This window comes from Enterobacter sp. AC1 (assembly GCF_050434705.1).
GTDB classification, from domain to species: domain Bacteria; phylum Pseudomonadota; class Gammaproteobacteria; order Enterobacterales; family Enterobacteriaceae; genus Enterobacter; species Enterobacter cloacae_L.
In genome coordinates, this window is the sequence record NZ_JBNDIZ010000010.1 from 96,294 (window position 1) to 120,397 (window position 24,104).

At 56.9% G+C, this 24,104-nt stretch carries 23 protein-coding genes; 8 read left to right on the top strand and 15 right to left on the bottom strand.

The window, feature by feature from the left end; genetic code table 11:
- Window positions 1-225 precede the first annotated feature (225 nt).
- Genes ftsX through ftsY form a run of 3 tightly spaced genes read right to left on the bottom strand, consistent with a single transcriptional unit; the run spans window position 226 to window position 3,402 of the window.
- Window positions 226-1,281, bottom strand: a complete 1,056-nt coding sequence (gene ftsX, locus M2433_RS21525; RefSeq protein ID WP_429057527.1) for a permease-like cell division protein FtsX — start codon at window positions 1,279-1,281, stop codon at window positions 226-228.
- A complete protein-coding gene (gene ftsE / locus M2433_RS21530) occupies window positions 1,274-1,939 on the bottom strand; it encodes a cell division ATP-binding protein FtsE (protein WP_025758973.1) in 666 nt (221 codons plus the stop codon). Before ftsE ends, ftsX begins: the two co-directional genes overlap by 8 nt.
- A gap of 2 nt (window positions 1,940-1,941) precedes the next feature.
- Window positions 1,942-3,402 carry a signal recognition particle-docking protein FtsY gene (gene ftsY / locus M2433_RS21535; RefSeq protein ID WP_429057529.1) on the bottom strand — a complete coding sequence of 487 codons (1,461 nt, stop codon included), beginning with the start codon at window positions 3,400-3,402 and terminating at the stop codon, window positions 1,942-1,944.
- Between the two features lie 127 nt (window positions 3,403-3,529).
- Between ftsY and rsmD the strand changes: the two genes are divergently transcribed.
- Together rsmD and M2433_RS21545 are read left to right on the top strand one after the other, a co-directional pair.
- Window positions 3,530-4,132, top strand: coding sequence for a 16S rRNA (guanine(966)-N(2))-methyltransferase (gene rsmD / locus M2433_RS21540; protein WP_429057530.1), 603 nt, complete (start codon window positions 3,530-3,532; stop codon window positions 4,130-4,132).
- A complete protein-coding gene (locus M2433_RS21545) occupies window positions 4,116-4,397 on the top strand; it encodes a DUF1145 family protein (RefSeq protein ID WP_010436509.1) in 282 nt (93 codons plus the stop codon). The genes rsmD and M2433_RS21545 overlap by 17 nt, the downstream gene beginning before the upstream one ends.
- A 57-nt stretch (window positions 4,398-4,454) precedes the next feature.
- Here M2433_RS21545 and M2433_RS21550 read toward each other — a convergent pair whose 3' ends face one another.
- Window positions 4,455-4,811 carry a DUF2500 domain-containing protein gene (locus M2433_RS21550; protein ID WP_429057532.1) on the bottom strand — a complete coding sequence of 119 codons (357 nt, stop codon included), beginning with the start codon at window positions 4,809-4,811 and terminating at the stop codon, window positions 4,455-4,457.
- Window positions 4,812-4,940: 129 nt separating this feature from the next.
- Between M2433_RS21550 and M2433_RS21555 the strand changes: the two genes are divergently transcribed.
- Window positions 4,941-5,567: a lysoplasmalogenase gene (locus M2433_RS21555; RefSeq protein ID WP_045909154.1), complete on the top strand. Its 627-nt coding sequence runs from the start codon at window positions 4,941-4,943 to the stop codon at window positions 5,565-5,567.
- A 77-nt stretch (window positions 5,568-5,644) separates the two neighbouring features.
- Window positions 5,645-7,816 (top strand): Zn(II)/Cd(II)/Pb(II) translocating P-type ATPase ZntA, encoded by a 2,172-nt coding sequence (gene zntA, locus M2433_RS21560; protein ID WP_429057533.1) that lies wholly within the window; start codon window positions 5,645-5,647, stop codon window positions 7,814-7,816.
- Window positions 7,817-7,903: 87 nt separating this feature from the next.
- On the opposite strand, the gene ubiA is transcribed toward zntA, so the two are convergent.
- The 5 genes from ubiA to malK all read right to left on the bottom strand — a co-directional run bounded on the left by ubiA (window position 7,904) and on the right by malK (window position 13,022).
- Window positions 7,904-8,773, bottom strand: coding sequence for a 4-hydroxybenzoate octaprenyltransferase (ubiA, locus tag M2433_RS21565; RefSeq protein WP_429057536.1), 870 nt, complete (start codon window positions 8,771-8,773; stop codon window positions 7,904-7,906).
- Window positions 8,774-8,785: 12 nt separating this feature from the next.
- Complete coding sequence (gene ubiC / locus M2433_RS21570; protein WP_023334136.1) at window positions 8,786-9,283, bottom strand: chorismate lyase; 498 nt, start codon at window positions 9,281-9,283, stop codon at window positions 8,786-8,788.
- A gap of 180 nt (window positions 9,284-9,463) precedes the next feature.
- The gene (gene malM, locus M2433_RS21575) at window positions 9,464-10,417 is read right to left on the bottom strand and encodes a maltose operon protein MalM (RefSeq protein WP_429057538.1); all 954 of its coding nucleotides are present in this window, start codon (window positions 10,415-10,417) and stop codon (window positions 9,464-9,466) included.
- 113 nt (window positions 10,418-10,530) lie between these two features.
- Window positions 10,531-11,841 (bottom strand): maltoporin, encoded by a 1,311-nt coding sequence (locus M2433_RS21580; RefSeq protein WP_047345624.1) that lies wholly within the window; start codon window positions 11,839-11,841, stop codon window positions 10,531-10,533.
- Between the two features lie 71 nt (window positions 11,842-11,912).
- Window positions 11,913-13,022, bottom strand: coding sequence for a maltose/maltodextrin ABC transporter ATP-binding protein MalK (malK, locus tag M2433_RS21585; protein ID WP_218309064.1), 1,110 nt, complete (start codon window positions 13,020-13,022; stop codon window positions 11,913-11,915).
- Window positions 13,023-13,391: 369 nt separating this feature from the next.
- Between malK and malE the strand changes: the two genes are divergently transcribed.
- From malE to malG, 3 genes are all read left to right on the top strand, one after another.
- Window positions 13,392-14,582, top strand: a complete 1,191-nt coding sequence (malE, locus tag M2433_RS21590; RefSeq protein ID WP_047345626.1) for a maltose/maltodextrin ABC transporter substrate-binding protein MalE — start codon at window positions 13,392-13,394, stop codon at window positions 14,580-14,582.
- Between the two features lie 124 nt (window positions 14,583-14,706).
- Window positions 14,707-16,251 carry a maltose ABC transporter permease MalF gene (gene malF / locus M2433_RS21595; RefSeq protein WP_429057542.1) on the top strand — a complete coding sequence of 515 codons (1,545 nt, stop codon included), beginning with the start codon at window positions 14,707-14,709 and terminating at the stop codon, window positions 16,249-16,251.
- Window positions 16,252-16,265: 14 nt separating this feature from the next.
- Complete coding sequence (malG, locus tag M2433_RS21600) at window positions 16,266-17,156, top strand: maltose ABC transporter permease MalG (protein ID WP_003860332.1); 891 nt, start codon at window positions 16,266-16,268, stop codon at window positions 17,154-17,156.
- Window positions 17,157-17,253: 97 nt separating this feature from the next.
- Here malG and psiE read toward each other — a convergent pair whose 3' ends face one another.
- Window positions 17,254-17,664, bottom strand: a complete 411-nt coding sequence (psiE, locus tag M2433_RS21605) for a phosphate-starvation-inducible protein PsiE (protein ID WP_021242727.1) — start codon at window positions 17,662-17,664, stop codon at window positions 17,254-17,256.
- A gap of 97 nt (window positions 17,665-17,761) precedes the next feature.
- On the opposite strand from psiE, the gene M2433_RS21610 reads away from it, so the two are divergent.
- Window positions 17,762-18,214, top strand: coding sequence for an acyltransferase (locus M2433_RS21610; RefSeq protein ID WP_429057546.1), 453 nt, complete (start codon window positions 17,762-17,764; stop codon window positions 18,212-18,214).
- A gap of 38 nt (window positions 18,215-18,252) precedes the next feature.
- On the opposite strand, the gene M2433_RS21615 is transcribed toward M2433_RS21610, so the two are convergent.
- The 5 genes from M2433_RS21615 to pgi form a co-directional block, all read right to left on the bottom strand.
- A complete protein-coding gene (locus tag M2433_RS21615) occupies window positions 18,253-20,349 on the bottom strand; it encodes a YjbH domain-containing protein (protein WP_429057549.1) in 2,097 nt (698 codons plus the stop codon).
- On the bottom strand, window positions 20,349-21,086 hold the full coding sequence (locus M2433_RS21620; RefSeq protein WP_429057551.1) for a capsule biosynthesis GfcC D2 domain-containing protein: 738 nt from the start codon (window positions 21,084-21,086) through the stop codon (window positions 20,349-20,351). The genes M2433_RS21615 and M2433_RS21620 overlap by 1 nt, the downstream gene beginning before the upstream one ends.
- The gene (locus tag M2433_RS21625) at window positions 21,083-21,721 is read right to left on the bottom strand and encodes a YjbF family lipoprotein (RefSeq protein ID WP_429057554.1); all 639 of its coding nucleotides are present in this window, start codon (window positions 21,719-21,721) and stop codon (window positions 21,083-21,085) included. The genes M2433_RS21620 and M2433_RS21625 overlap by 4 nt, the downstream gene beginning before the upstream one ends.
- Before the next feature lie 118 nt (window positions 21,722-21,839).
- Window positions 21,840-22,082, bottom strand: coding sequence for an exopolysaccharide production protein YjbE (gene yjbE, locus M2433_RS21630; RefSeq protein ID WP_008503423.1), 243 nt, complete (start codon window positions 22,080-22,082; stop codon window positions 21,840-21,842).
- A 366-nt stretch (window positions 22,083-22,448) separates the two neighbouring features.
- Entirely contained in the window at window positions 22,449-24,098 is a 1,650-nt protein-coding gene (pgi, locus tag M2433_RS21635; RefSeq protein ID WP_429057556.1) for a glucose-6-phosphate isomerase, read from the bottom strand.
- Window positions 24,099-24,104: the final 6 nt, after the last annotated feature.

Sequence of the window (24,104 nt, forward strand, 5' to 3'; positions counted from 1 at the left end):
TCCAGGCTGTCCCCGTCAGGCAACAACCATGCCAAAGCGTTTGAGCAACGAGATTAGCATTCACTCTTTTATCAGACAGTGATTTTATCCACAAGTTCCAGGTGCAACGGTGAATAAATTACGCACAAATTGTGACATGGAGATGATAACAGGGGAAGAGACACAGGGACGCTTTCCCTGCAGAGCGAACATCTCGGTGCAGGGAAAGATTATATCACGCTTTTATTAGTCGGGAGTAAAGTGACGTAAATGTTGAACGGTTGCCAGCCAGGCTGCCACCCACCCAATCATCGAGCAAACCAGCAGCAGTAACAGGCACTCATCGAACCCTAAGCCGCTGATATCAAACTTCGTTCCGAAAACCTGAGCCACTTCAGTCACGGCCGACGAAAGCCGCATCACCAAAATTTCTGACAATATCAGTGAAAGAAATGCGCCGGAAAAACCGAGCAGTGCACCGCCGTAGAGGAACGGTCGGAGGATGAAGCCATCCGTCGCACCAATCAGCTTCTGCACGTTGATGGTATCGCGGCGGGCGAAGATGCTCAGGCGCACGCTGTTACCGATGACGAGGAAGACCGCCGCCACCATCAGCACGCCAATCATCGCCGCGACGCGTCCGACCAGCCCGGTCAGGGCAGCAAGGCGCGCGAACCAGCTGTCATCCATGCGCACTTCATCAATGCCTTTAATGCGTGTGATGCGATCGCGCAGGGTGTTAAGCGAATCGGTCCCCTGGAAATCCAGCTTCGGGATCACCACCGCCACGGCGGGCAGCGGGTTCTCTTCGAGCATATCCAGCGCGCCGCCAAAGCCTGACCAGTTGCGGAACTCGCCCAGCGCGTCTTCACGTGAAAGATAATTAACCTTCTCCACGCCCTGCTCGGCCTGAATTTGCCCGACCACCTGCGCCGCGGCGTTATCGTCGAGCGCTTTATCCAGATAGACCGTGATCTGCGGGGACGGATAATACTGCGAGGCCGCCTGATTTACGTTTTTATAGACCATATAGCAGACGCTTGGCAGCGTGAGGGAGATGGCAATCACCATCACCGTCAGGAACGTCGCCAGCGGTTTGCTTTTCAGGTCCTGCAGCGCGCCATGGAATGCGTAGCGCACCTGCTCATTAAACACATTGGTTTTGCGGGAGGCCGGCTTTGGCGCCGCCTTCTGGCGCTTCGGCGCATGACGATTGCCGTCACCACCGCCCTGCGGCTTACGGAAACGGTCAAACCGGTTCCCGAACTGCCGAATCTGGTTTATTGCATCACGCTTATTCACCGTGGCCTCCGTGCAAATGACCGTCGCTCAGGGTCAGCATGCGGTACGAACGACGGGAAATGAGCCCGATGTCGTGCGTCGCCATCAATACGGTGACCCCCACGCGGTTAAACTCCTCAAACAGACGCAAAATCCCTTCTGACAGGGCATCGTCCAGGTTACCGGTCGGTTCATCCGCCAGCAGCACCGCAGGCTTATTCACCACCGCACGGGCAATGCCCACGCGCTGCTGTTCACCGCCGGAGAGCTGGATCGGGAAGTTCTTCGCTTTGTCCAGCAGCCCGACCTTATCCAGCGCCGCAGAGACGCGGCGGCGGATATCATCGTAGCTGGCGCCGGCAATTATCAGCGGAATGGCCACGTTATCGAAAACGGTGCGATCCATCAGCAGGTGGTGGTCCTGGAAAATCATGCCTATCTGACGACGCAGGAACGGCACTTCGCGGTTTTTCAGGCGGCTGATCTCATGGCCGCCGAAAAAGATTTTCCCGGCGCTTGGCCGCTCAATCCCACAGATAAGCTTGAGCAGGGTACTTTTCCCCGCGCCGGAATGGCCGGTCAGGAATGCCATCTCGCCCGGCTGTAGGTGAAATGTTACCCCCTGCAGCGCTTGTCTCCCACCGAGATAGGCCTTGCTGACGTGTTCAAAGCGAATCATTGTTAGTCCTCTCGGGCAAATAATGCCTCAATAAAGTCGTCCGCCTTAAACGGACGCAAATCCTCAATACGCTCGCCCACACCGATGTAACGGATAGGAATGCCGAACTGGTCGGCCACGGAGAAGATCACCCCGCCTTTCGCGGTACCGTCCAGTTTGGTCAGCGCGATCCCCGTCAGTCCTACCGCTTCAGTGAACAGCTTCGCCTGGCTGATGGCGTTCTGTCCGGTGCTGGCATCAATGGTCAGCATAATTTCATGCGGCGCGTCTTCGTCCAGCTTCTTCATGACGCGAACGATTTTCTTCAACTCTTCCATCAGGTGCGATTTGTTCTGCAAACGCCCTGCGGTATCGGCAATCAGCACGTCCACGTTGCGCGCCTTCGCCGCCTGGATGGCGTCGAAGATTACGGACGCGGAATCCGCGCCGGTATGCTGGGCAATCACCGGAATGTTGTTGCGCTGGCCCCACACCTGGAGCTGCTCAACCGCCGCCGCACGGAAGGTATCGCCCGCCGCCAGCATCACCGATTTGCCCTGCTGCTCGAACTGACGCGCCAGCTTGCCGATGGTGGTGGTTTTACCCACGCCGTTCACGCCAACCATCAGAATAACAAATGGCGTTTTGCCTTCAATATTAAGCGGTTCGTCAACTTTTGCGAGAATTTCGCCCATCTCGTCTTTCAGCAGACCGTACAGCGCCTCGGCGTCGCGCAGCTGTTTGCGGCTCGCCCCTTCGGTCAGGTTGGCGATGATCTTACGGGTGGTTTCCACGCCGACGTCCGCAATCAGCAGCTGTTCTTCCAGCTCCTCAAAGAGATCGTCGTCGATCTTCTTGCCGCGGAACAGACTGATAAATCCGGAACCTAAGTTTTCTTTGGTTTTGAGCAGGCTACGCTTCAGGCGCGCGAAGAAACCTTCTTTGGTCGGTTTTTCCTGCTCCTGAACGATCTCTTCTTCGGCTTGCTCTTCTACCGGCACAACGATGACCGCTTCTTCCGCGGCTTCCGCCGCCAGCGCCTGGGCTTCCAGCTCTTCGTCGGTCAGCTCTGGCTCGCGTGCCGCTTCTTCTTCCACCGCTTCAACAATTTCAACGGTTTCCGCTTCGGCCTGCCACTCTTCAGCAGAAACCTCTTCGGCTTTTACCTCTTCCGGCAGCGGCAACTCTTCACGTTCGATAATGGCCTGCGGCGCTTCGAGGATCTCTTCAACCACAACCGGTTCTGGCTTCTCGCTCTCCTGAACCTGTTCAGTGATCTCAACCACCTCTTCAGCAAACGATTCAATCTCTTCTTTGCTGTGCGCCGTCTCTTCCGCGTCGACAACCGCGGCGGTTTCTACAGGCGTTTCAGGCTGCGACGGCTCTTCAACGGCTTGTTGTTCTTCGGTTTTCTGTTCTGTTTCTTGCTCTTTTTCACCGAAGCCCAGCCAGGAAAAGAAGCCACGTTTTTTTTGTTTTGCCATCTGCGACTACACTCCTCGCGGCGCTATATACATGGAAGCTAAAAAAATGATGAAATAGTCTAACACTTTACTTAATTGACATCACCGCCCGCAATCGCAGGCCAATTGTTAACAGAGCTTTCCTGAGATGAAGAAACCCAACCGCGCCCCGGCCGGTCAAATTCGTATTATCGGCGGTCAGTGGCGAGGCCGGAAATTACCGGTGCCGGACAGCCCCGGTTTACGCCCCACTACCGACCGCGTGCGCGAAACGCTGTTTAACTGGCTGGCCCCGTCAATGGTAGATGCCCACTGCCTCGACTGCTTCGCCGGAAGCGGCGCGCTCGGGCTGGAAGCGCTGTCGCGCTATGCCGCCAGCGCCACCCTGCTGGAGATGGAGCGCGGCGTAGCGCAGACGCTGCAGCAAAATCTGGCGACGCTGAAGGCGGGCAACGCCAAAGTGGTCAACACCAACACGCTGAGCTTCCTCGCGCAACAGGGCACACCGCACAACGTGGTGTTCGTCGACCCACCGTTCCGCAAGGGGCTGCTGGAAGAGACGTTATCCCTGCTGGAGCAAAACGGCTGGCTGGCGGATGACGCGCTAATCTATGTAGAAAGCGAAGTGGAGAACGGTTTGCCGCCGGTGCCCGCGCACTGGGATCTGCACCGCGAAAAGGTCGCCGGCCAGGTTGCTTATCGTCTGTATCACCGTCAGGCTCAAGGAGAATCCGATGCCGGTACTGATTAATCTGGGACGTTTGCTGATGCTGGGCGTCTGGGCGTTTTTAATTCTCAACCTCGTGCACCCGTTCCCGCGCCCGATGAATATTTTTGTTAACGTCGCGCTGATTTTCACGTCGTTTATGCACGCCCTGCAGATGGTGATGCTGAAAAACGGCCTGCCGAAAGACGGCCCGCAGATGACCGGATGGCAGCAGCTGCGCGTCTTTATTTTCGGCGTGTTTGAGCTGCTGGTGTGGATGAAGAAATTTAAGGCGCAGGTGAAGAAGTAAGGTGCCTGATGCCCTCACCCCAACCCTCTCCCACAGGGAGAGGGGATCGATCGCGCATTATTCCGCCCTGAACCCTTCAAACCGCGACCCTTTGTAACTCAGCATCCCTTTCTCCCCCACCGTCAGCTGATGGTACTGCTGCGCCTCGAGGCGGAAGGTCATTTCCAGGCCGCCCGTTTCCGGCTTAAAGCTCGCTTCATAGCGCATAGCGGTCCCCGCAGGCGTGACCTGCTGTTGCCGCGAACGTCGGTCGTTCAGGGCTTTCTCACGCTTATTGCTCACTATCACGCGCTTTTGCATCAGCGGCGCGGCATCGTTATCCGCCCTCTCGCGGCGCTGCTGCACGAAACGGAACGAAGCGGCAATGACGATAATCGCCACCACGATAATGAAAAACAGCGGCATCTTGCTCATTCTAAAATCCCATAAGATTATGCGGAAATCAGGATACCTTGCCTTCCCCGCCATTGCCAAACGCCCGCCCGCGTCACTACACTGGATCAGAAACTGATTATTCAGACTTAACAGATACAGGGAGTTAATATGCTTTGGTCATTTATCGCTGTCTGTTTTTCCGCATGGCTTTACGTCGATGCGTCGTACCGTGGTCCCACCTGGCAGCGCTGGCTGTTTAAACCCGTCACGCTGTTGCTGCTCCTGCTGCTTGCCTGGCAAGCGCCGATGTTTAACGCCGTAAGCTACCTGGTCCTCGCCGGGCTGTGCGCATCTCTGATTGGCGATGCCCTGACCCTGCTGCCGCGCCAGCGTCTGCTGTATGCCGTAGGGGCATTTTTCCTGTCGCATCTGCTGTATACGATCTACTTCGCCAGCCAGATGACGCTCTCGTTCTTCTGGCCGCTGCCGCTGGTGCTGCTGGTGATTGGCGCCCTGCTGATTGCGGTGATCTGGTCACGTCTGGAAGAGATGCGGTTGCCGGTCTGCACGTTTATTGCCATGACGCTGGTGATGGTCTGGCTGGCAGGTGAACTGTGGTTCTTCCGCCCAACGGCCCCGGCAATGTCCGCATTCTTCGGTGCTGCGCTGTTGCTCATCGGGAATATCGTGTGGCTGGGTAGCCACTATCGCCGCCGTTTCCGTGCGGATAACGCGATCGCCGCAGCCTGTTACTTCGCCGGGCACTTCCTGATTGTGCGTTCGCTGTATATTTAAATAACGCTTGACTCTGGAGTCGACTCCAGAGTGTATGCTTCAGTTAATGAGAAAATTATCATTAACCGGAGACTGCCATGTCGACTCCAGAAACACCCAAAAAAGTTCCTCAATTCTCGGCACTTAAGCTCAGCCCGGTTCCGTCTAAAGAAGACTGCTGCTGCGAAGGCGCGTGCGAAACGCAAACTCAACCGCTTCCTGAAAGCGGCAGCCGCTACAGCTGGGTGGTCAACGGTATGGACTGCGCGGCGTGCGCCCGTAAAGTTGAAAATGCGGTAAAACAGGTGCCGGGCGTCAGTCACGTACAGGTGCTGTTTGCCACCGAAAAGCTGCTGGTGAGCGCCGATAACGACGTTAGCAAACAGGTGGAAGCCGCGGTGAGCAAGGCGGGCTACAGCCTTCGCAGCGAAACCGCGCCCGCGGAAAAAACGTCATCCCTGCAAGAAAATCTGCCGCTTATCACCCTCATCATTATGATGGCCCTGAGCTGGGGGCTGGAACAGTTTAACCACCCGTTCGGCAATCTGGCGTTTATCGCCACCACCCTGGTCGGACTGTTCCCGATTGCCCGACAGGCGCTGCGCCTGATGAAAAGCGGCAGCTGGTTTGCCATCGAAACGCTGATGAGCGTAGCCGCCATCGGTGCGCTGTTTATTGGCGCAACGGCAGAAGCGGCGATGGTGCTGCTGCTGTTCTTAATTGGTGAACGCCTCGAGGGCTGGGCTGCCAGCCGCGCGCGTAAAGGGGTCAGCGCGTTAATGGCCCTGAAACCGGAAACCGCCACGCGCGTGGTAAACGGCACGCGTGAAACGGTCGCCATCAGTACGCTCCGCCCGGGCTACGTGATTGAAGTATCCGCAGGGGGACGTCTGCCCGCGGACGGTGAGTTGCTCACCGCCACGGCAAGCTTCGACGAAAGCGCACTCACCGGGGAATCCATTCCGGTAGAGCGCACAGTGGGCGAAAAAGTGCCTGCGGGCGCTACCAGCGTCGACCGTCTGGTGCAGCTTAAGGTCCTGTCCGAGCCGGGCGACAGCGCCATTGACCGCATCCTGAAGCTGATTGAAGAGGCCGAAGAGCGCCGCGCGCCGGTTGAACGCTTTATCGACCGCTTCAGCCGGATCTACACGCCCGCCATTATGCTGGTTGCCCTGCTGGTTACCGTTGTGCCACCGCTGTTCTTCGGCGCGCCGTGGGAGGGCTGGATTTATAAAGGGCTGACGCTGCTGCTGATTGGCTGCCCGTGCGCGCTGGTGATCTCCACCCCGGCGGCCATTACGTCCGGGCTGGCGGCAGCGGCACGTCGCGGTGCGCTGATTAAGGGCGGCGCGGCGCTGGAGCAGCTGAGCCAGGTCCAGCAAATCGCCTTCGATAAAACCGGCACGTTGACCGTCGGCAAGCCGCAGGTGACCGGCATTTATCCGCAGGATATCAGTGAAAACGAACTGCTGACGCTTGCCGCCGCCGTCGAACAGGGGTCAACCCACCCGCTGGCGCAGGCGATAGTGCGTGAAGCGCAGGCGAGAGGGTTAACGATCCCGGCGGCGACGGCGCAGCGAGCGCTGGTAGGGTCAGGAATTGAGGCCAGCGTTGAAGGCAAAAACGTGCTGATCGTCGCGGCGGGCCACGCCGCCGATCCACAGGTCGAGGCGTTAGAGAAGGCCGGGCAGACGGTCGTTGCCGTCATGCTGGACGGCGTCATGAAAGGCATTCTGGCGCTGCGCGATACCCTGCGTGAGGATGCAAAAGACGCCGTAGCGGCGCTGCATCAGCTGGGGGTGCAGGGTGTGATTTTGACCGGGGATAACCCTCGCGCGGCGGCGGCCATTGCTGGCGAACTGGGGCTCGCGTTTAAAGCTGGACTGTTGCCTGTGGACAAGGTCAGCGCGGTGACGGAATTGAACAGGCACGCCCCGCTGGCGATGGTCGGTGACGGGATTAACGATGCCCCAGCGATGAAGGCATCAACCATTGGCATCGCGATGGGCAGCGGTACCGACGTAGCGCTGGAGACCGCCGACGCGGCATTGACGCATAACCGTCTGACGGGGCTGGCGCAGACCATCGCGCTTGCGCGCGCGACGCGGGCCAATATCCGGCAGAACATCGGCATCGCGCTGGGGCTGAAGGGGATTTTCCTGGTGACCACGCTGCTGGGCATGACCGGGCTGTGGCTGGCGGTGCTGGCGGATACCGGGGCAACGGTGCTGGTCACGGCGAACGCGCTCCGGCTGCTGCGTCGCCGGTAAAAAAAGCCCGGTGGCGCTAACGCCTACCGGGCCGACATGTTCTGCTAACGCGTAGGTCGGGTAAGGCGAAGCCGCCACCCGACTTTTTTATAAGAAATAGCCCATCGCCAGGCCTAAAAACAGTACCAGACCGACGTAGTTATTGTTCATGAACGCTTTAAAACAGGCGTCGCGTTCACGCTTAGCGATCAGCTTCTGCTGATAGGCAAACAGCAGCCCTGCCACCAGCACTGACCAGTAAAACGCCCAGTTCAGCCCGTTCAGGCGACCGATCGCGACCATCAAGGCCAGTACAGCGACCTGCAGAATACCGATAATCAGCTTGTCCTGACGGCCAAAGAGGATGGCGGTTGATTTGATGCCAATCTTCAGGTCGTCGTCACGGTCAACCATCGCGTACTGGGTGTCGTAGGCCACGGCCCAGAGAATGTTCGCCAGGAACATCAGCCAGCAGCTGAGCGGTAACGACTCGCTGACCGCGGCAAACGCCATCGGAATCGACCAGCCAAACGCCGCGCCCAACACGACCTGCGGCAGGTGGGTATAGCGCTTCATAAACGGATAAACCCAGGCCAGCGCCAGCGCCGCCACGGAAAGCAGAATGGTCATGGTGTTCAGGGTTAACACCAGCAGGAAGGAGAGCAGCACCAGAACGATGAACAGCACGCGAGCTTCTTTCCCGGTGACCTGCCCGCTGGGCAACGGACGACCGGCAGTCCGTTTGACATGGCCGTCAAATTTGCGGTCAGCATAGTCATTGACCACGCAGCCCGCCGCACGCATCAGCCAGACGCCGGCAACGAACACGCCGAGGATCCACAGCGGCGGCACGCCCGGCGTTGCGATCCACAGCGCCCACAGGGTCGGCCACAGCAACAGTAGCGCGCCAATAGGTTTATCGGTGCGCATTAAGCGGTGATAAGCCAACAGCTTACTCTGCGTCAGGCTCCACTCCATTTTTTCTTCCTCTTAGTACAACGGCGATGCCGGTAAAAACAGCTCCGTCAGAATTAACGGCTTACCGCTCAGGCGAAGGCGGGAACGACGCCCCCACAGTTCGGCATCACGACCAATTTCAATAAAATCCCGGGTAAGCTCAGACGAGGTGAAGAGGTAACGCCCCAGCGGCGTTTTCCCCAGACGCTGCAGCGCCAGCTCGGGTCCGGAAAGGGTGGACTCGGGCACCACCGTCCGCCCGGCAAGCCACGGCTCACCGTCAGCACAGAGTAAAATTTCACGCAGCCAGTAGCGTGGCTCCTGCGGCAGCAGCGGCAGCTCGCTGGCGATCTCATCGCCGGAGACAAACCCTTCCTGAATCAGGGTCACCGTAACCGTTTTACCCTGCTGCTCAAAACGTTTCGTCATGGAATCTTCCAGCAACAGCCAGTCAAGCTGCTGCGGATCAAGCGCAGGTATTTGGTCGAAATAGCGCAGCGCACGCAGTTGCGTTAGCGCGGGGTGTGACATGCCAGACTCTCCGATACATAACGTAATGGCATTGTATCGCAGAATCGCGGATTGAGGGGGGCCAAACGTTATTTAACGATCGCTATTGCAACAAGGGCGCAACAACCTGGCCGGGACGAAAAAAAGTGCGCCCACTCAGGCGCACCAAACGACTAACAAATCAGCACTGCGGGGAAACGGTTACCCCTTGCCTTTTACACTGCTGATAAAGGTGGAACGGGCAGTGGTTGAACCTAAACGTTCGGCTTCATCAAGCAGTTTCAGCGCTTTATCGACATCGCCGCGCTTCACCGCCTGCTTAATGGCGTTGTTGAAGTAGTCTTCGGTGTCGTTCAGTACCGGCTCAGCTTTCTTCGCCGGGGCCGGCGCTGCGGTCGCTACCGGTGCGGCCGCCGTGGCAGCTGGCGCGGCATAGGCCGGTGCAGCGGTATTCCCCACGGTCACCGGGCCTGGGCCAGACGAGCCAAACAGCGGGCCAACGAGTACGCTGGAGGCGCTGTTGGTGGAGACTTTCAGTTTGACCAGGCCATCAGTGGTATGACGGGCAAGCGGGTCCGGAATATCCGGAACAGAGTTACCGGTGCCTTTGGCGTAGGCTTTCGCCGGGTCAACCAGCTTTGTGGTCTGCTGCAAATCTTTCTCTGTGGTGAAGACCAGCACGTAAATCTTTTGCTGTCCCAGAGCAGGCGTCAGGCGCATCACGCCTTGCAGACGGTCTGCACTCATCACGCCAGGCTCCTGATAGCTAAAGTAGCTGCTCGGGAAGAAAGCAGAAGGCGTCAGGTTTTGGTCCAGAATCAACACGTTCGGCGCAAAAACGCTTGTCTGCTTGTCCACTTCGCTGGTTAACGTCAGGGTCAGTTCACCAATGTTGGCCGGTACGCTGTAGGCGGCAACCGGCCCGGTGATTCCCGGCACGTTCAGCTGCTGGCCGCCCGTAGAAAGCTGTGTCGACTGCGTTTTGGATTGATCAACTGGCGTCCAGGTCAGCTGCTGGAGCGCCGCCGCCGGGATAGCCGGCGCAGCGCTGGTATTTTGTGGTACGAAATTCACGTCTGCAAAGGAGACCGCCGGAACACAGGCCATCAGCCCCGCAGAGAGGCACAGCGCGACGAGACTTTTCTTCATTTTCATTGTTATTACCTCTGATAGCGTGAGCACTGCGGTGGCCAGGCAATAGCGCGCAGCACCCTAAGGATTGAGGGGCTTGCGCCCCTCTTTTAGGTCATTACGTCAGGTCTAACGAATTACCACCAGATTTCCATCTGGGCACCGAAGGTCCACTCGTCGTCATCGCCGCGGCTGAAGGTTTTCGCGGAAGTGTCACTGTATGCCACGCCAGAGGTGTAGCCGGTGTCACTGTTGTTCGCATAGCCCCATTTCTCATCCCACTTCGCGTAAGTTGCGAAGACACGGATAGCCGGACGAGACCAGATGCTGTCGCCTGCCTGCCACTGTTGTGCCAGGGTAATTTTGTACTGGCTGTTTTTCTCGTCAGTTTTCTGAGATTTAACGTTGTCGTAGCCAACTTCCAGCAGGGTGCTCATGATCGGCGTCCATTTGAACATTGGACGAACACCCACGGTCCACCACTCGGTACCGTTGTTGTTGTCACGATCGATGTTCTGGTACATACCGACATACATCAGGTCCCAACGGTCTGCCAGGGTGATTGCACCGTGGTCCAGCACGCGCCACATGGAACCGTCGTTATCAACGCTACCCCCTTGTGGGATGCCTTTGCCGTTAGAAGTCATAGAGTCCGTACCGTACTGCAGCACGAACTTGTTGAAGCCCTTCATCATGCTCTGGGTGTGTTCAGCGGTGAACAGCCAGCCATCTTTAGAGGCGCCAGGCTGCAGGTAGTAATCGTCTGGAATGTTGGTGTGACCGTAGTCAACACCCAGCTCCAGCGTACCGCCCGGGTTAGTTTCCAGACCGGCTAAACGGACGTCGAAGACATCGTTTGGCACGACGTTGTCATAAACGCGGTCACCATTCGCATCACGGTCGGCGAAGGTCGCAGAACCACCGGACTCAGAAGAACGGGTTGCGGCCAGAGAGAGCTTACCGAAGCCCAGATCGATGTTTTCGATACCCGCACCAGGACCAGAGATATCCCAGTAGTAGAAGTCGATCATGTGAACGTCATGACGCTGATAGAAGCGCTTACCGGCCCAAATGGTGGAGCCTGGCAGCCATTCAATCAGGTTTTTACCCTGCACGTTTGCTTCGCGGAAGGCCGGGCTGGTGGATTCCCAGTCGTTCTGCTGAGAAACGGAATACGCGACGTTGGTGTCGAAGTAGAAGCTCTTATCGCCCTCTTTCCACACTTCCTGACCCAGTTTCAGTTCAGCATAGGTCTCACATTCGTTACCCAGACGGTATTTACTTTGAGCACCTGTTGCCTGGAAACATTGTTGTTCACCGCCACTCCCGGTCCAGCCAATGCCGGAACGAGCATAACCTTTAAAGTCCACGGCGCCCGCCTGGGCAGACAGGATGCCTGCCGCAACGGCGATTGCCAGAGGGACTTGTTTGCGCAGAGTAATCATCATTCTATCTCCTGAGATCATTGCTTTTCTTTGAACACTTCACCTGTCGGTTTCGTGTCTTCTTTTGGGATTGCTTAAACGCCTGGCTCTTTGTGCAACCGACGACATGCGGTGCCATCCTCACGGAACAGATGGCAACGCTCTGGCGGCAAGCCGATAGCGAATTTGGCACCCTCTTCTACCAACACCACGTCATTCTGGCGGTAGACCAGGTTCTGACGGATGGCGGGGATCTGGATATGAATCTGTGTTTCGTGACCAAGCTGTTCGACGACCTGAACGTCACCTTCCAGGGTCACATCGGCGATGTGGCTCGGGAGTAAATGTTCAGGACGAATACCCAGGGACATGTTTGCCCCGACCTGTACGTTGGCGCTGTCGACCGGCAGCCAGACCTGCTGGCGGTTTGGCAGCTCCACCTGTACCTGTTCAATGGCTGTCGCGGTCACTTTGACGGGCAGGAAGTTCATCTTTGGCGAGCCAATGAAGCCCGCAACAAAGCGGTCTGCCGGGTAGTGATACAGCTCCAGCGGTTTACCCACCTGCGCCACGCGACCGGCATCCAGCACCACGATTTTGTCCGCCAGGGTCATCGCTTCGACCTGATCGTGGGTGACGTAAATCATCGTGCGGCCAAGGCGTTTGTGCAGACGGGAGATTTCAATGCGCATCTGGACGCGCAGGGCGGCATCCAGGTTGGAAAGCGGTTCATCGAGCAGGAATACGCGCGGCTCGGCGACAAGGGTACGACCAATCGCCACGCGCTGACGCTGTCCACCGGAAAGCGCTTTTGGTTTACGCTCCAGCAGGTGCGCCAGCTGTAATACTTCCGCCACCTGCGTGACGCGCTGGTTAATGACATCCTTCTTCGCGCCAGCCAGCTTTAGGCCAAAGGACATGTTCTCGGCAACGGAAAGATGGGGATAGAGTGCATAAGACTGGAACACCATACCGACGCCACGTTCGGCAGGTGGGATGTCGTTCATTCGGGTATCACCGATCAGCAAGTCGCCGCTGGTGATGGTTTCAAGACCGGCAATCATACGCAGCAGAGTAGATTTACCACAGCCTGATGGGCCCACAAACACCACGAATTCACCTTCGTTGATGTCCAGATTGATGTCTTTCGACACCACAACGTCACCCCAGGCTTTCGTTACATTACGCAGCTGTACGCTCGCCATGCCCTTCTCCCTTCGTTACAACCTGTCACCGACAGAAACATTCAAGATAAGTTCACTATGGGGTATCCATTACTTTCCTGAATCCTCCACCCCCCGGCTTTTTTATGGGGGAGGAGGCGGGAGGATGAGAGAGCAGGCTCTGCGACCGCCGCTGGCGGGCTGAGGCGAAATTCGTGAAGCGGCCTGCAAAATTGGGTGTGTTTTTATGTGCGCCAGCACTCATAACTTAAATTTATGCAACGGAGATCACACAAACCGGGGGTGGGGCGTAGGGGTTGGGAGGATGGAAAGAGGATGTCAAATAAGGAGACTGAGTCACGTTGAACCACTGAAGTCATACCACGAGACATCACCAAAAGGATGGCAGATATGAATATCAAGACTGGCGCACGCGTTTTCGCATTGTCCGCCCTTGCAGCAATGATGATTTCCGCACCGGCGCTCGCCAAAATTGAAGAAGGCAAGCTGGTTATCTGGATTAACGGCGACAAAGGCTATAACGGCCTGGCCGAAGTGGGCAAAAAATTCGAGAAAGACACCGGTATCAAAGTTACCGTAGAGCACCCGGACAAGCTGGAAGAGAAATTCCCGCAGGTTGCCGCAACCGGTGACGGCCCGGATATTATCTTCTGGGCACATGACCGTTTCGGCGGTTACGCGCAGTCTGGCCTGCTGGCTGAAGTCACCCCGGACAAAGCGTTCCAGGACAAACTGTTCCCGTTCACCTGGGATGCCGTTCGCTATAACGGCAAACTGATTGCTTACCCAATCGCGGTTGAAGCCCTGTCCCTGATTTACAACAAAGACCTGGTACCAAACCCGCCGAAGACCTGGGAAGAGATCCCGAAACTGGATAAAGAGCTGAAGGCGAAAGGTAAATCGGCGCTGATGTTCAACCTGCAAGAGCCGTACTTCACCTGGCCGCTGATTGCTGCCGACGGCGGTTACGCGTTCAAGTTTGAAAACGGCAAATACGACGTGAAAGACGTGGGCGTGGACAACGCAGGTGCGAAAGCAGGCCTGACCTTCCTGGTTGACCTCATCAAGAACAAACACATGAACGCGGATACCGATTACTCCATCGCGGAAGCGGCGTTCAACAAAGGCGAAACCGCGATGACCATCAACGGTCCGTGGGCCTGGACCAACATCGACAAGAGCAAAATCAACTACGGCGTGACGCTGCTGCCAACCTTCAACGGCAAGCCGTCTAAACCGTTCGTGGGCGTGCTGAGCGCGGGCATCAACGCCGCCAGCCCGAACAAAGAGCTGGCGAAAGAGTTCCTGGAAAACTACCTGCTGACCGATCAGGGTCTGGATGAAGTGAACAAGGACAAACCGCTGGGCGCCGTTGCGCTGAAATCCTTCCAGGATCAGCTGGCGAAAGATCCACGCATCGCGGCCACCATGGATAACGCCCAGAAAGGCGAAATCATGCCGAACATCCCACAGATGGCCGCGTTCTGGTACGCCACCCGTACCGCCGTCATCAACGCCGCAAGCGGTCGTCAGACCGTTGATGCTGCGCTGAAAGATGCTCAGGGCCGTATTACTAAGTAATACCGTAGTCCCCTCTCCCTCTGGGAGAGGGTTAGGGTGAGGGTTGTCGCTATCCGCACGCCCTCACCCCGGCCCTCTCCCCTGGAGAGGGAGAAAAGATCAAACGTTGTAGAGGAAGAACCCCATGGATGTCATTAAAAAGAAACACTGGTGGCAAAGCGACGCGCTGAAGTGGTCAGCGATCGGTCTGCTGTGCCTGCTGGTGGGTTACCTTGTTGTTTTAATGTACATACAAGGGGAGTATCTGTTTGCCATCATGACGCTGATTTTAAGCTCTGCTGGCCTGTATATTTTCGCCAACCGTAAAGCCTACGCCTGGCGCTATGTCTACCCTGGCGTGGCCGGAATGGGGCTGTTTGTTCTCTTCCCGCTGATCTGTACCATCGCCATTGCGTTCACCAACTACAGCAGCACTAACCAGCTCGCGCAAGAACGCGCAACGCAGGTGCTTCTGGACCGCTCTTATCAGGCGGGTAAAACCTTCAACTTCGGCCTGTACCCTGCGGGTGACGAGTGGAAGTTAGCACTCACTGATGGAGAGAGCGGCAAAAACTATATCTCCGACGCGTTCAAGTTTGGCGGCGAGCAGAAGCTGACCTTAAAAGAGGCCGCAGCGCTGCCGGAAGGTGAACGTGCCAACCTGCGCGTGATTACTCAGAATCGTCAGGCGCTGACCCAGCTCACCGCCGTGCTGCCAGACGAAAGCAAAGTGACCATGAGCTCGCTGCGCCAGTTCTCCGGCACACAGCCGCTCTACACCCTGGCGGATGACGGCACCCTGACCAACAACCAGAGCGGCGTGAAATATCGTCCGAACAACGACATTGGTTTCTATCAGTCCATTACTGCCGACGGCAAATGGGGTGATGATAAACTCAGCCCGGGCTACACCGTGACCATCGGCTGGGATAACTTTACCCGCGTGTTCACCGATGAAGGCATTCAGAAACCGTTCTTCGCCATCTTCGTCTGGACGGTCGTCTTCTCGGTGCTGACCGTGATCCTGACCGTTGCCGTGGGCATGGTGCTGGCCTGCCTCGTCCAGTGGGAATCCCTGAAAGGCAAAGCGATTTACCGCGTGCTGCTGATCCTGCCCTACGCCGTACCGTCGTTTATCTCGATTCTGATTTTCAAGGGGCTGTTCAACCAGAGCTTCGGTGAAATCAACATGATGCTGAGCGCGCTGTTCGGCATCAAACCGGCCTGGTTCAGCGACCCGACCACCGCCCGCTCGATGATTATCATCGTGAACACCTGGCTCGGTTATCCGTACATGATGATTCTGTGCATGGGGCTGCTGAAGGCCATCCCGGACGATCTGTATGAAGCCTCGGCGATGGACGGCGCGGGTCCGTTCCAGAACTTCTTCAAGATTACGCTGCCGCTGCTCATTAAGCCGCTGACGCCGCTGATGATAGCCAGCTTCGCCTTTAACTTTAACAACTTCGTGCTGATTCAGCTGTTGACCAACGGCGGCCCGGACCGCCTTGGGACCACGACGCCAGCAGGCTATACCGACCTGCTCGTGAGCTACACCTACCGTATCGCCTTCGAAGGCGGCGGCGGTCAGGACTTCGGCCTGGCGGCGGCAATTGCCACCCTGATCTTCCTGCTGGTCGGCGCTCTGGCGATTGTGAACCTGAAAGCCACACGTATGAAATTTGACTAAGGAGGGCATCGATCATGGCTATGGTACAACCCAAATCTCAGAAACTGCGCCTCCTGGCGACGCACTTAGGCCTGCTGATTTTCATCGCGGCAATCATGTTCCCGCTGCTGATGGTTATCGCCATCTCCCTGCGTTCGGGCAACTTCGCCACCGGGAGCCTGATCCCGGACGAAATCTCCTGGGAGCACTGGAAGCTCGCACTGGGCTTCAGCGTGGAGCACGCGGATGGCCGCGTCACGCCGCCGCCGTTCCCGGTGCTGCTCTGGCTGTGGAACTCGGTGAAGGTTGCGACCATCACCGCGATCGGCATCGTGACGCTCTCCACGACCTGCGCTTACGCCTTTGCCCGCATGCGCTTCCCGGGTAAAGCGACGCTGCTGAAAGGGATGCTGATTTTCCAGATGTTCCCGGCGGTGCTGTCGCTGGTGGCGCTGTATGCCCTGTTTGACCGCCTGGGCCAGTACGTGCCGTTTATCGGCCTGAACACCCACGGCGGTGTGATCTTCGCCTACCTTGGCGGTATCGCGCTGCACGTGTGGACTATTAAAGGCTATTTCGAAACCATCGACGGCTCGCTGGAAGAAGCGGCCGCGCTGGATGGCGCAACCCCGTGGCAGGCGTTCCGTCTGGTTCTGCTGCCGCTGTCGGTGCCTATCCTGGCGGTGGTGTTTATCCTGTCGTTTATCGCCGCCATCACCGAAGTGCCGGTCGCGTCGCTGCTGCTGCGCGATGTAAATAGCTACACCCTGGCCGTCGGTATGCAGCAATACCTCAACCCGCAAAACTACCTGTGGGGCGACTTTGCCGCGGCGGCCGTACTCTCCGCCATCCCGATTACCGTGGTGTTCCTGCTGGCTCAGCGCTGGCTGGTCAACGGCCTGACGGCAGGCGGTGTGAAAGGTTAAGTTTCATTTTGTTATGCCACTGCAACCCTCAACTTTAGACGTATTGTATTGACCCAACTTGTGACTGTTGTTAGGCGCTCCCCGGAGCGCCATTTTTTTATTCTCGCTTCAGCCGCTTTGAATTACACAGCCAGAGGGTGATCACCAGCAGCAGGATCGCCGCGGAGTAGATCAGCACATCCAGGGGAGATTTATGATCGACGATGATCAGCCGCACTATCGCGGTGATCCCAATGTAGACAAAATAACGTAGCGGGAAGTGAAAGCCTGACTGAAAATACTTCACAATCAGAGCGATAAATTCAAAGTAGAGAAAGTAGACCACCAGTCCTTCCACCAGCGCATATTTGCTGGTTTGCTCGGGGGCGAACAGTACATCCGCCAGATGCACCGTCTCTTTGCCCAAAAAGACGACCAGTATCAGGCCAAGGCTCAGCAGACCGAGGTTCAGCACGGTCTGGAGGACTGTTGAGATAAACTCAACGCGCGGACGAGTCAGGGATGTCATACAGCACCTCATTACTCCAGGGCGAGGTTCCTGTATAACGCAAAAATGTGACGTGGATCTATATTTTTTAATTATGTTTTATGTACGGAGGTAACCGATGGAACGTAAACCTACCGGGGTTCGCAACGTCACCTGCGGTGAAAATGTCACCCTTTACGAACCCGCCAATCTTTATGACTGCGTGCTCGGCAACGGCGTGTTCATCGGCCCGTTTGTTGAAATCCAGGGCAATACGTACATTGGCGACGACAGCAAAATTCAGTCGCACACCTTCATCTGCGAGTACGTCACCGTAGGCGAACGCTGCTTTATTGGCCATGGGGTGATGTTTGCCAACGATATGTTCCGCGAAGGCAAACCCAATGCTGACCGGAACAGCTGGGGACGCATTACCGTTGGGAATGATGTTTCGATAGGCAGTGGTGCCACCATCCTCGCGGTCTCCATCTGCGATGGCGCGGTGGTTGGCGCGGGAAGCGTGGTCACGAAATCGATCGTCGAGAAAGGTGTCTATGCCGGTAACCCGGCCAGGCTACTGCGCCGCCTGTAGGTCGCCCGGTAAGCGCAGCGCCACCGGGCAGACAAGTATCAGCGGAAGTTAATGTTCTTGTCGCTGGTCATGTCGTACAGCTGGAACTTACGACCCAGCTGCTGGCCACCGTCACGCGTCAGCGGCGTCCAGCCAATGGCCGCGCGGCTGCGGGTTGGGCCTGACGAGAAGAGATCCAGCGGAATCGACACATAGACCCCTTTGGTGAAGTCCCCTTCCCCGTACTCGTCCGGCGAGACGTTGGTGATCGTCGCGTAACCGCCTACCACCACGCCGCTGTCGAAGTGTTTAGAGATATCCAGCGTACCGCCCTTATCGCCTGCCAGGTACTGGCCCACGCTGGCTTTCACCAGCACGTCAGGTGCGAACGACGGTGTCCAGTAGGCGGTCAGATGGCCCGTTTTGACGCTGTAGTCGGTGAACTTCATCATGTCCTGCGCGCTGCGCCAGTCGCGCTGCTTGACGTAGTTGGCATCAACACCAAACGCCCAGTTGCTGTCTACCGGACGATACAGCACCTCTGCCCCCGCCCCGCCGTACATGGTTTCCAGATACCCGCCGTAGACCTGGCCGTAGAAGCCGTTGCCGAAGTACTGGAAGTAGTTGGCCTGCAGGTTATTCACGTAGGCATCGTTCTGCACGTATTCACGCACGCGGGTACGCACGCGCGGCAGTTTCGAGTCTTTAGGCGGGTTGGTGTAGTTGAACTTGTCGTAGTTGTTGGCGATGTTGCCGAACAGGCTGCCGGTGGTCAGCAGGTGGTCGGTGAGCCACAGATCCGCCGTCGCCATGACGCCCAACTGATACATGTAGAAGTTTTCAGGCCCGCCGACGGACTGGTTCAGCACCGGATCGATATGGAAATCAAAGCGCGATTTATCGATATACCAGCCCTGCTCGGTGGTGTCCGGCACCACCGGCTCAACGCGTTTTTGCACCAGCTCGGTTTCATGCCCGAGCGGTTCGCCTTCCAGATGGCGCTTGAGGCTGGCGACGTCCGTTTCGGTTGTCACCTGCGGCAGGTTAAGACGGTTCTCCGTCACGCGGATCGTGCGGATCCCCTCCGGGAGATCGTTCATGATGATCCGGTTGGCGCGCTCGATCCCTTCCCGCGAGTCGCGGTATTTCACCTGCTCGCCGGTGACGTAAAGCGTATCGCCCTTGGTCTGAATCTTCGGATCCGCCAGACCGGCATTGTATTTCAGCAGCGTCAGCTGGTTTGCCACCACGGAGTGCTGCAGAATCGCATCCTGCGGCTCCGGCTGATAGGCAGGCCGCGCGTTGTCATTGTAGTGCGGGCGCATATCGTTGAAGTTGGTGCGCAGCGTGAAGCCGAACATCACCGTATTGCCACGCTCGTAGCTGAGGTTAACGTCGGCCCAGTCAGTGACGCGATAAATGGCGCCGACGTTAAACTTGCTCTTCTGCTCAATCTTTCCGGCGAAGTCCTGCGAGTAGTCATTCCCTTCATACTCCAGCTTCAGGCGCAATGGCTGCCAGGGCGTCTGATATTCAACGCCGCCAAACAGCGACGCCGGACCGTGGAACATCTGGTCGCCGTTGATGGAGCCCGCTTTCTGATAGCTGTTATCGCGGTAGCAGTATTTATCGCTGTAGGAGCAAAACGGGTTTTTCACGTTGCCGCTGGTGCCCAGATAGCCCCACCCCAGGCCGAGCGAGAAGTCGAACGGCCCCCAGGCTTTGCTGGCCACGACGTATTCCGCATCAAACAGACCGGTACCGCCGATATCTTTCGCACCCACGGACACCTGCGGCATCCAGTAGCTCTCTTCCCACAGGCGCAGTTTGACGTCGAAGGCTTTATCTTTGTAGGTCTGATCGCCGGAGAACGCCTCTACGCTGCTGTACCGTTTCGTACGCACGTCGGTATAGCGCAGCGTGGTTTCAAGCCACGGGAACAGCTGCACCGACGCCGAGTAGTAGCGATACTGGTCGTTATCGCGGTAGTTAAGGCTAATTTCCCCTTCCCGCGCCATCCGCGCGGTAGGCGTTTGCAGTAAACCGACGCCGCCGAAGTCTGACTGAGACGGGCCAATGGGTGCCGGATACGTTTCTGCATGGCAGGCGGCACTCACGCAGAGCGCCAGCATGCTGTAGAGAGGGATTCTTTTCATTATTCCGGTATCCGCTGAATCAGGGAGTGAAGGATATCGGCGTTAAGCCCGTCATATGCCTTCGTCCAGAAATGGTCGGCAAAACCGACAAAAATGATGCTGCCTGGCATGGGTTCGATATGGCGCTTGTTCCAGTAAGCAACCGGTGCTTTTTGCGTGTGCCCGTCCGGATAAACGACCCAGGCGTAGCTGTTATCCGCTCCGCTCAGCAGGCTTTGCTCATCGAGATAGCTCGCCACATCGCGGCCAGGCGTAAAAGGCTTTTTCCCCGGGCTGCTGATAAGCCCGAAAACGGTAATGGTGGAAGGTTGGGCAGGTAGCCAGAGCGTGTAATCCCCTTCAAGCGTTGGGTTGCCCTTTTCCGTCACGCGTACTTCATCGGGATCAAGGTTCACCTGCTGACGGCCTGTCACCTTCAGCGCCTGCAGCTGCTGGCGAAGGTTATTAATGGCTGCGGCGTCGTCTCCGTCTTCCTGCTCCGCCAAACCCGTCAGGCGGGCCAGCAGCGCATGATGCTCTTGCTCCGCCTTAACCGTTGCCTGACGCTCGCCGATCACCGCCCCTGGCCACCAGCTGTTGGCGAGCCTGGGCTGCCCGACGAGATCGAGCAGATGCTCTGCGTTGGATAAGGTTTTGGGTTTTTCGCTGTCCGGCGTGTAGACCTGCACTGTCCCGGCCGACCATGCCAGCGGCGCGGCAAGACTGGCGAGAAGCGCAACCTGGATAAGCATTTTCATGATTTCGCCGCCTTGATCAGAGTGCTCTTCACCGGGAAGAAATTGGCGCCGAGATACTGCAGGGACTGGCGGATCTGCCCGTCCTCGTCAATCCAGAAGCGGTTATGCCAGGTGGCCTGGTCGGTGACGACTTCTTCATCCAGCACGCGAACACGGGTTTCGTCGCTGCCTACGCTGACGCTGTCCGTGCCGTCCCAGCGGAAGGTAGAGCGCGCCGTGGCGTAACGCACCTGCTTATGTTCGGTCCAGCCCATCGTGCGCGTCCAGCTTGCGCCGTCGGTAACCTGGCTCGGTTTGATCAGCGGGTCGGCAGCGAGGTTATTTACCTCAAGCAGGTTGTCGCCGCCCAACAAGGTTTTAACGATACGGCCGTGCTGCGTCACGATGGTGGCCTGATCCTGCGTCACCCATTTCTGCTGCCCGTTTTCATCGAAAGCGAGCACCACAAACAGCTGCGGGCCATCGTTAAGCTGCATGTACTGACTGGCATAAGGCATGTTTTGCAGTTCGTCATCGGTCAGATGCACGCCCGGCGTGCCGAACATGCTTTCCCACAGTGAGTTTCCCAGCCCTTTGGTGGTGGCCGAGCAGGCCTGCAAAAGCAGGCAAATCAGGATGATCCCAGGTCGCTTCACGACTCTTCTCCGCATTATTGCCGGGTGGCGCTGCGCTTACCCGGCCTACAGGTCCCGAAGGCTACTGAAAAGCCAGAATAACCACACCGAAGTGTGGTTATGATTAAAACACCCGCTATTACTGGGTGCTGGTGGTCGTGGTGGTCGTGGTTCCGGTATTGGAGCCATCACCGCCACCGGTTGCCGCCAGCGCGACACCCACGGCTGAACTTACGGTGCTGGCGCTGGCCGCGGTAGAACTCCCCGCAGACGCAGACGTCGCAGCCGAACCTGCCGCTTCCCCGACCTGAACCGGAGCAGCATAAACAGATGTCGCCGCAAGCGCAGATATGGCAAAAATGCCATACAGTACTTTCTTCATAAGAATTTCCCTTCATTTAATGAATGGAGATTTGCCCAAAAAGAATTTCAGGCGGATTCGAGTATACACAACTCCTGCCGTGGGTTTGCCGTACGGGGAAATAGGAAAGGGGTTTTCAGACTAATGGATAAAATTGAAATATAAGGAGAATTAACGGAATATAAAAAACAAGTAAATCAGTGACATATAATTAAATAAAGGTCATTGCATTATCCGTATATTCCGAAAGTAAACCGCAGTAATTAACGGGCCAACGGCTTTTTTCAGATAAAACTCAGTAAAGGAATTAGAGCTGAATAACAGACATCAGGAATTATCTGATAAAAAAATGCCGGCATTTGCCGGCACGTTTTCATGACGTTTTAATTACGCGCGCCATGCTTTATAGCGGTTGATCAAACCATTTGTCGAGCTGTCATGGCTGGCAATCGCCTTATCGTCACCCAGCTCAGGCAGGATACGGTTTGCCAGCTGTTTGCCCAGCTCAACGCCCCACTGGTCAAAGGTGAAGATGTTCAGGATCGCGCCCTGCGTGAAGATCTTGTGTTCATAAAGGGCAATCAGCGCACCCAGGCTAAACGGTGTGATTTCGCGTAGCAGGATGGAGTTGGTTGGACGGTTGCCTTCGAACACTTTGAACGGGACAACGTGGTCCAGCGTGGCCGGGTCTTTACCCTGGTCCCGGTATTCCTGCTCAACCACCTCGCGGGATTTACCAAACGCCAGCGCTTCGGTCTGGGCGAAGAAGTTCGACAGCAGCTTCGGATGGTGGTCGGACAGCGGGTTATGGGTGATAGCCGGAGCGATGAAATCGCACGGTACCATTTTGGTGCCCTGGTGAATCAGCTGGTAGAACGCGTGCTGGCCGTTGGTGCCCGGCTCGCCCCAGATGATTGGGCCGGTCTGGTAATCCACCGCGTTGCCGTTACGGTCAACGTATTTACCGTTGGATTCCATGTTGCCCTGCTGGAAGTAGGCCGCAAAGCGGTGCATGTACTGGTCGTACGGCAGGATGGCTTCGGTTTCAGCGCCGAAGAAGTTGTTGTACCAGATACCGATCAGCGCCAGCAGTACCGGCAGGTTTTTCTCAGGGGCAGTGGTGGAGAAGTGTTTATCCATCGCGTGCGCGCCGGAGAGCAGCTCAACGAAGTTGTCGAAGCCCACGGACAGGATGATGGACAGACCGATCGCGGACCACAGAGAGTAACGACCGCCGACCCAGTCCCAGAATTCAAACATGTTCGCGGTATCAATGCCGAACTCGCTGACCGCTTTACCGTTGGTGGACAGCGCCGCGAAGTGTTTCGCCACGTGCTGGTTGTCGCCCGCGGTTTTCAGGAACCAGTCGCGCGCGCTGTGGGCGTTGGTCATGGTTTCCTGAGTGGTGAAGGTCTTGGAGGCAACCAGGAACAGGGTGGTTTCCGGGTTCACGTTCTTCAGCACTTCGGCGATGTGGGTACCATCAACGTTAGAGACAAAGTGCATGTTGAGGTGGTTTTTGTAAGGGCGCAGCGCTTCGGTCACCATGAACGGGCCGAGGTCAGAGCCGCCGATACCGATGTTAACCACGTCGGTGATCGGTTTGCCGGTGTAGCCTTTCCAGCTTCCGGAGATGATTGCTTCGGAGAAGGCTTTCATCTTTTCCAGCACCGCGTTCACTTCCGGCATGACGTCTTTGCCGTCAACGATGATTGGCGTATTGCTACGGTTACGCAGGGCTACATGCAGCACGGCACGGTCTTCGGTGCGGTTGATCTTCTCACCGGAGAACATGGATTTGATGGCGTCAGCAAGCTCGGTCTCTTTCGCCAGATCCTGCAGTTTTGCCAGCGTCTCTTCGGTAATGCGGTTTTTGGAGAAATCCACCAGCATCAGGTCGTCGAAGGTCGCGGAGAACTTACTGAAACGATCGGCATCTTTCGCGAACAGGTCCGCGATGGTGACGTCTTTCATTTCATCAAAATGTTTCTGGAGTGCCTGCCAGGCAGCGGTCTGCGTTGGGTTGATGTTTTTCATTAGCAA

Excerpts from the sequence above, each read along its gene's own strand:
- ftsE (WP_025758973.1), bottom strand. The coding sequence starts at position 1,939 with ATGATTCGCTTTGAACACGTCAGCAAGGCCTATCTCGGTGGGAGACAA.
- ftsY (WP_429057529.1), bottom strand. The coding sequence starts at position 3,402 with ATGGCAAAACAAAAAAAACGTGGCTTCTTTTCCTGGCTGGGCTTCGGT.
- rsmD (WP_429057530.1), top strand. The coding sequence starts at position 3,530 with ATGAAGAAACCCAACCGCGCCCCGGCCGGTCAAATTCGTATTATCGGC.
- M2433_RS21545 (WP_010436509.1), top strand. The coding sequence starts at position 4,116 with ATGCCGGTACTGATTAATCTGGGACGTTTGCTGATGCTGGGCGTCTGG.
- M2433_RS21550 (WP_429057532.1), bottom strand. The coding sequence starts at position 4,811 with ATGAGCAAGATGCCGCTGTTTTTCATTATCGTGGTGGCGATTATCGTC.
- M2433_RS21555 (WP_045909154.1), top strand. The coding sequence starts at position 4,941 with ATGCTTTGGTCATTTATCGCTGTCTGTTTTTCCGCATGGCTTTACGTC.
- zntA (WP_429057533.1), top strand. The coding sequence starts at position 5,645 with ATGTCGACTCCAGAAACACCCAAAAAAGTTCCTCAATTCTCGGCACTT.
- ubiA (WP_429057536.1), bottom strand. The coding sequence starts at position 8,773 with ATGGAGTGGAGCCTGACGCAGAGTAAGCTGTTGGCTTATCACCGCTTA.
- ubiC (WP_023334136.1), bottom strand. The coding sequence starts at position 9,283 with ATGTCACACCCCGCGCTAACGCAACTGCGTGCGCTGCGCTATTTCGAC.
- malM (WP_429057538.1), bottom strand. The coding sequence starts at position 10,417 with ATGAAAATGAAGAAAAGTCTCGTCGCGCTGTGCCTCTCTGCGGGGCTG.
- M2433_RS21580 (WP_047345624.1), bottom strand. The coding sequence starts at position 11,841 with ATGATGATTACTCTGCGCAAACAAGTCCCTCTGGCAATCGCCGTTGCG.
- malK (WP_218309064.1), bottom strand. The coding sequence starts at position 13,022 with ATGGCGAGCGTACAGCTGCGTAATGTAACGAAAGCCTGGGGTGACGTT.
- malE (WP_047345626.1), top strand. The coding sequence starts at position 13,392 with ATGAATATCAAGACTGGCGCACGCGTTTTCGCATTGTCCGCCCTTGCA.
- malF (WP_429057542.1), top strand. The coding sequence starts at position 14,707 with ATGGATGTCATTAAAAAGAAACACTGGTGGCAAAGCGACGCGCTGAAG.
- malG (WP_003860332.1), top strand. The coding sequence starts at position 16,266 with ATGGCTATGGTACAACCCAAATCTCAGAAACTGCGCCTCCTGGCGACG.
- psiE (WP_021242727.1), bottom strand. The coding sequence starts at position 17,664 with ATGACATCCCTGACTCGTCCGCGCGTTGAGTTTATCTCAACAGTCCTC.
- M2433_RS21610 (WP_429057546.1), top strand. The coding sequence starts at position 17,762 with ATGGAACGTAAACCTACCGGGGTTCGCAACGTCACCTGCGGTGAAAAT.
- M2433_RS21615 (WP_429057549.1), bottom strand. The coding sequence starts at position 20,349 with ATGAAAAGAATCCCTCTCTACAGCATGCTGGCGCTCTGCGTGAGTGCC.
- M2433_RS21620 (WP_429057551.1), bottom strand. The coding sequence starts at position 21,086 with ATGAAAATGCTTATCCAGGTTGCGCTTCTCGCCAGTCTTGCCGCGCCG.
- yjbE (WP_008503423.1), bottom strand. The coding sequence starts at position 22,082 with ATGAAGAAAGTACTGTATGGCATTTTTGCCATATCTGCGCTTGCGGCG.
- pgi (WP_429057556.1), bottom strand. The coding sequence starts at position 24,098 with ATGAAAAACATCAACCCAACGCAGACCGCTGCCTGGCAGGCACTCCAG.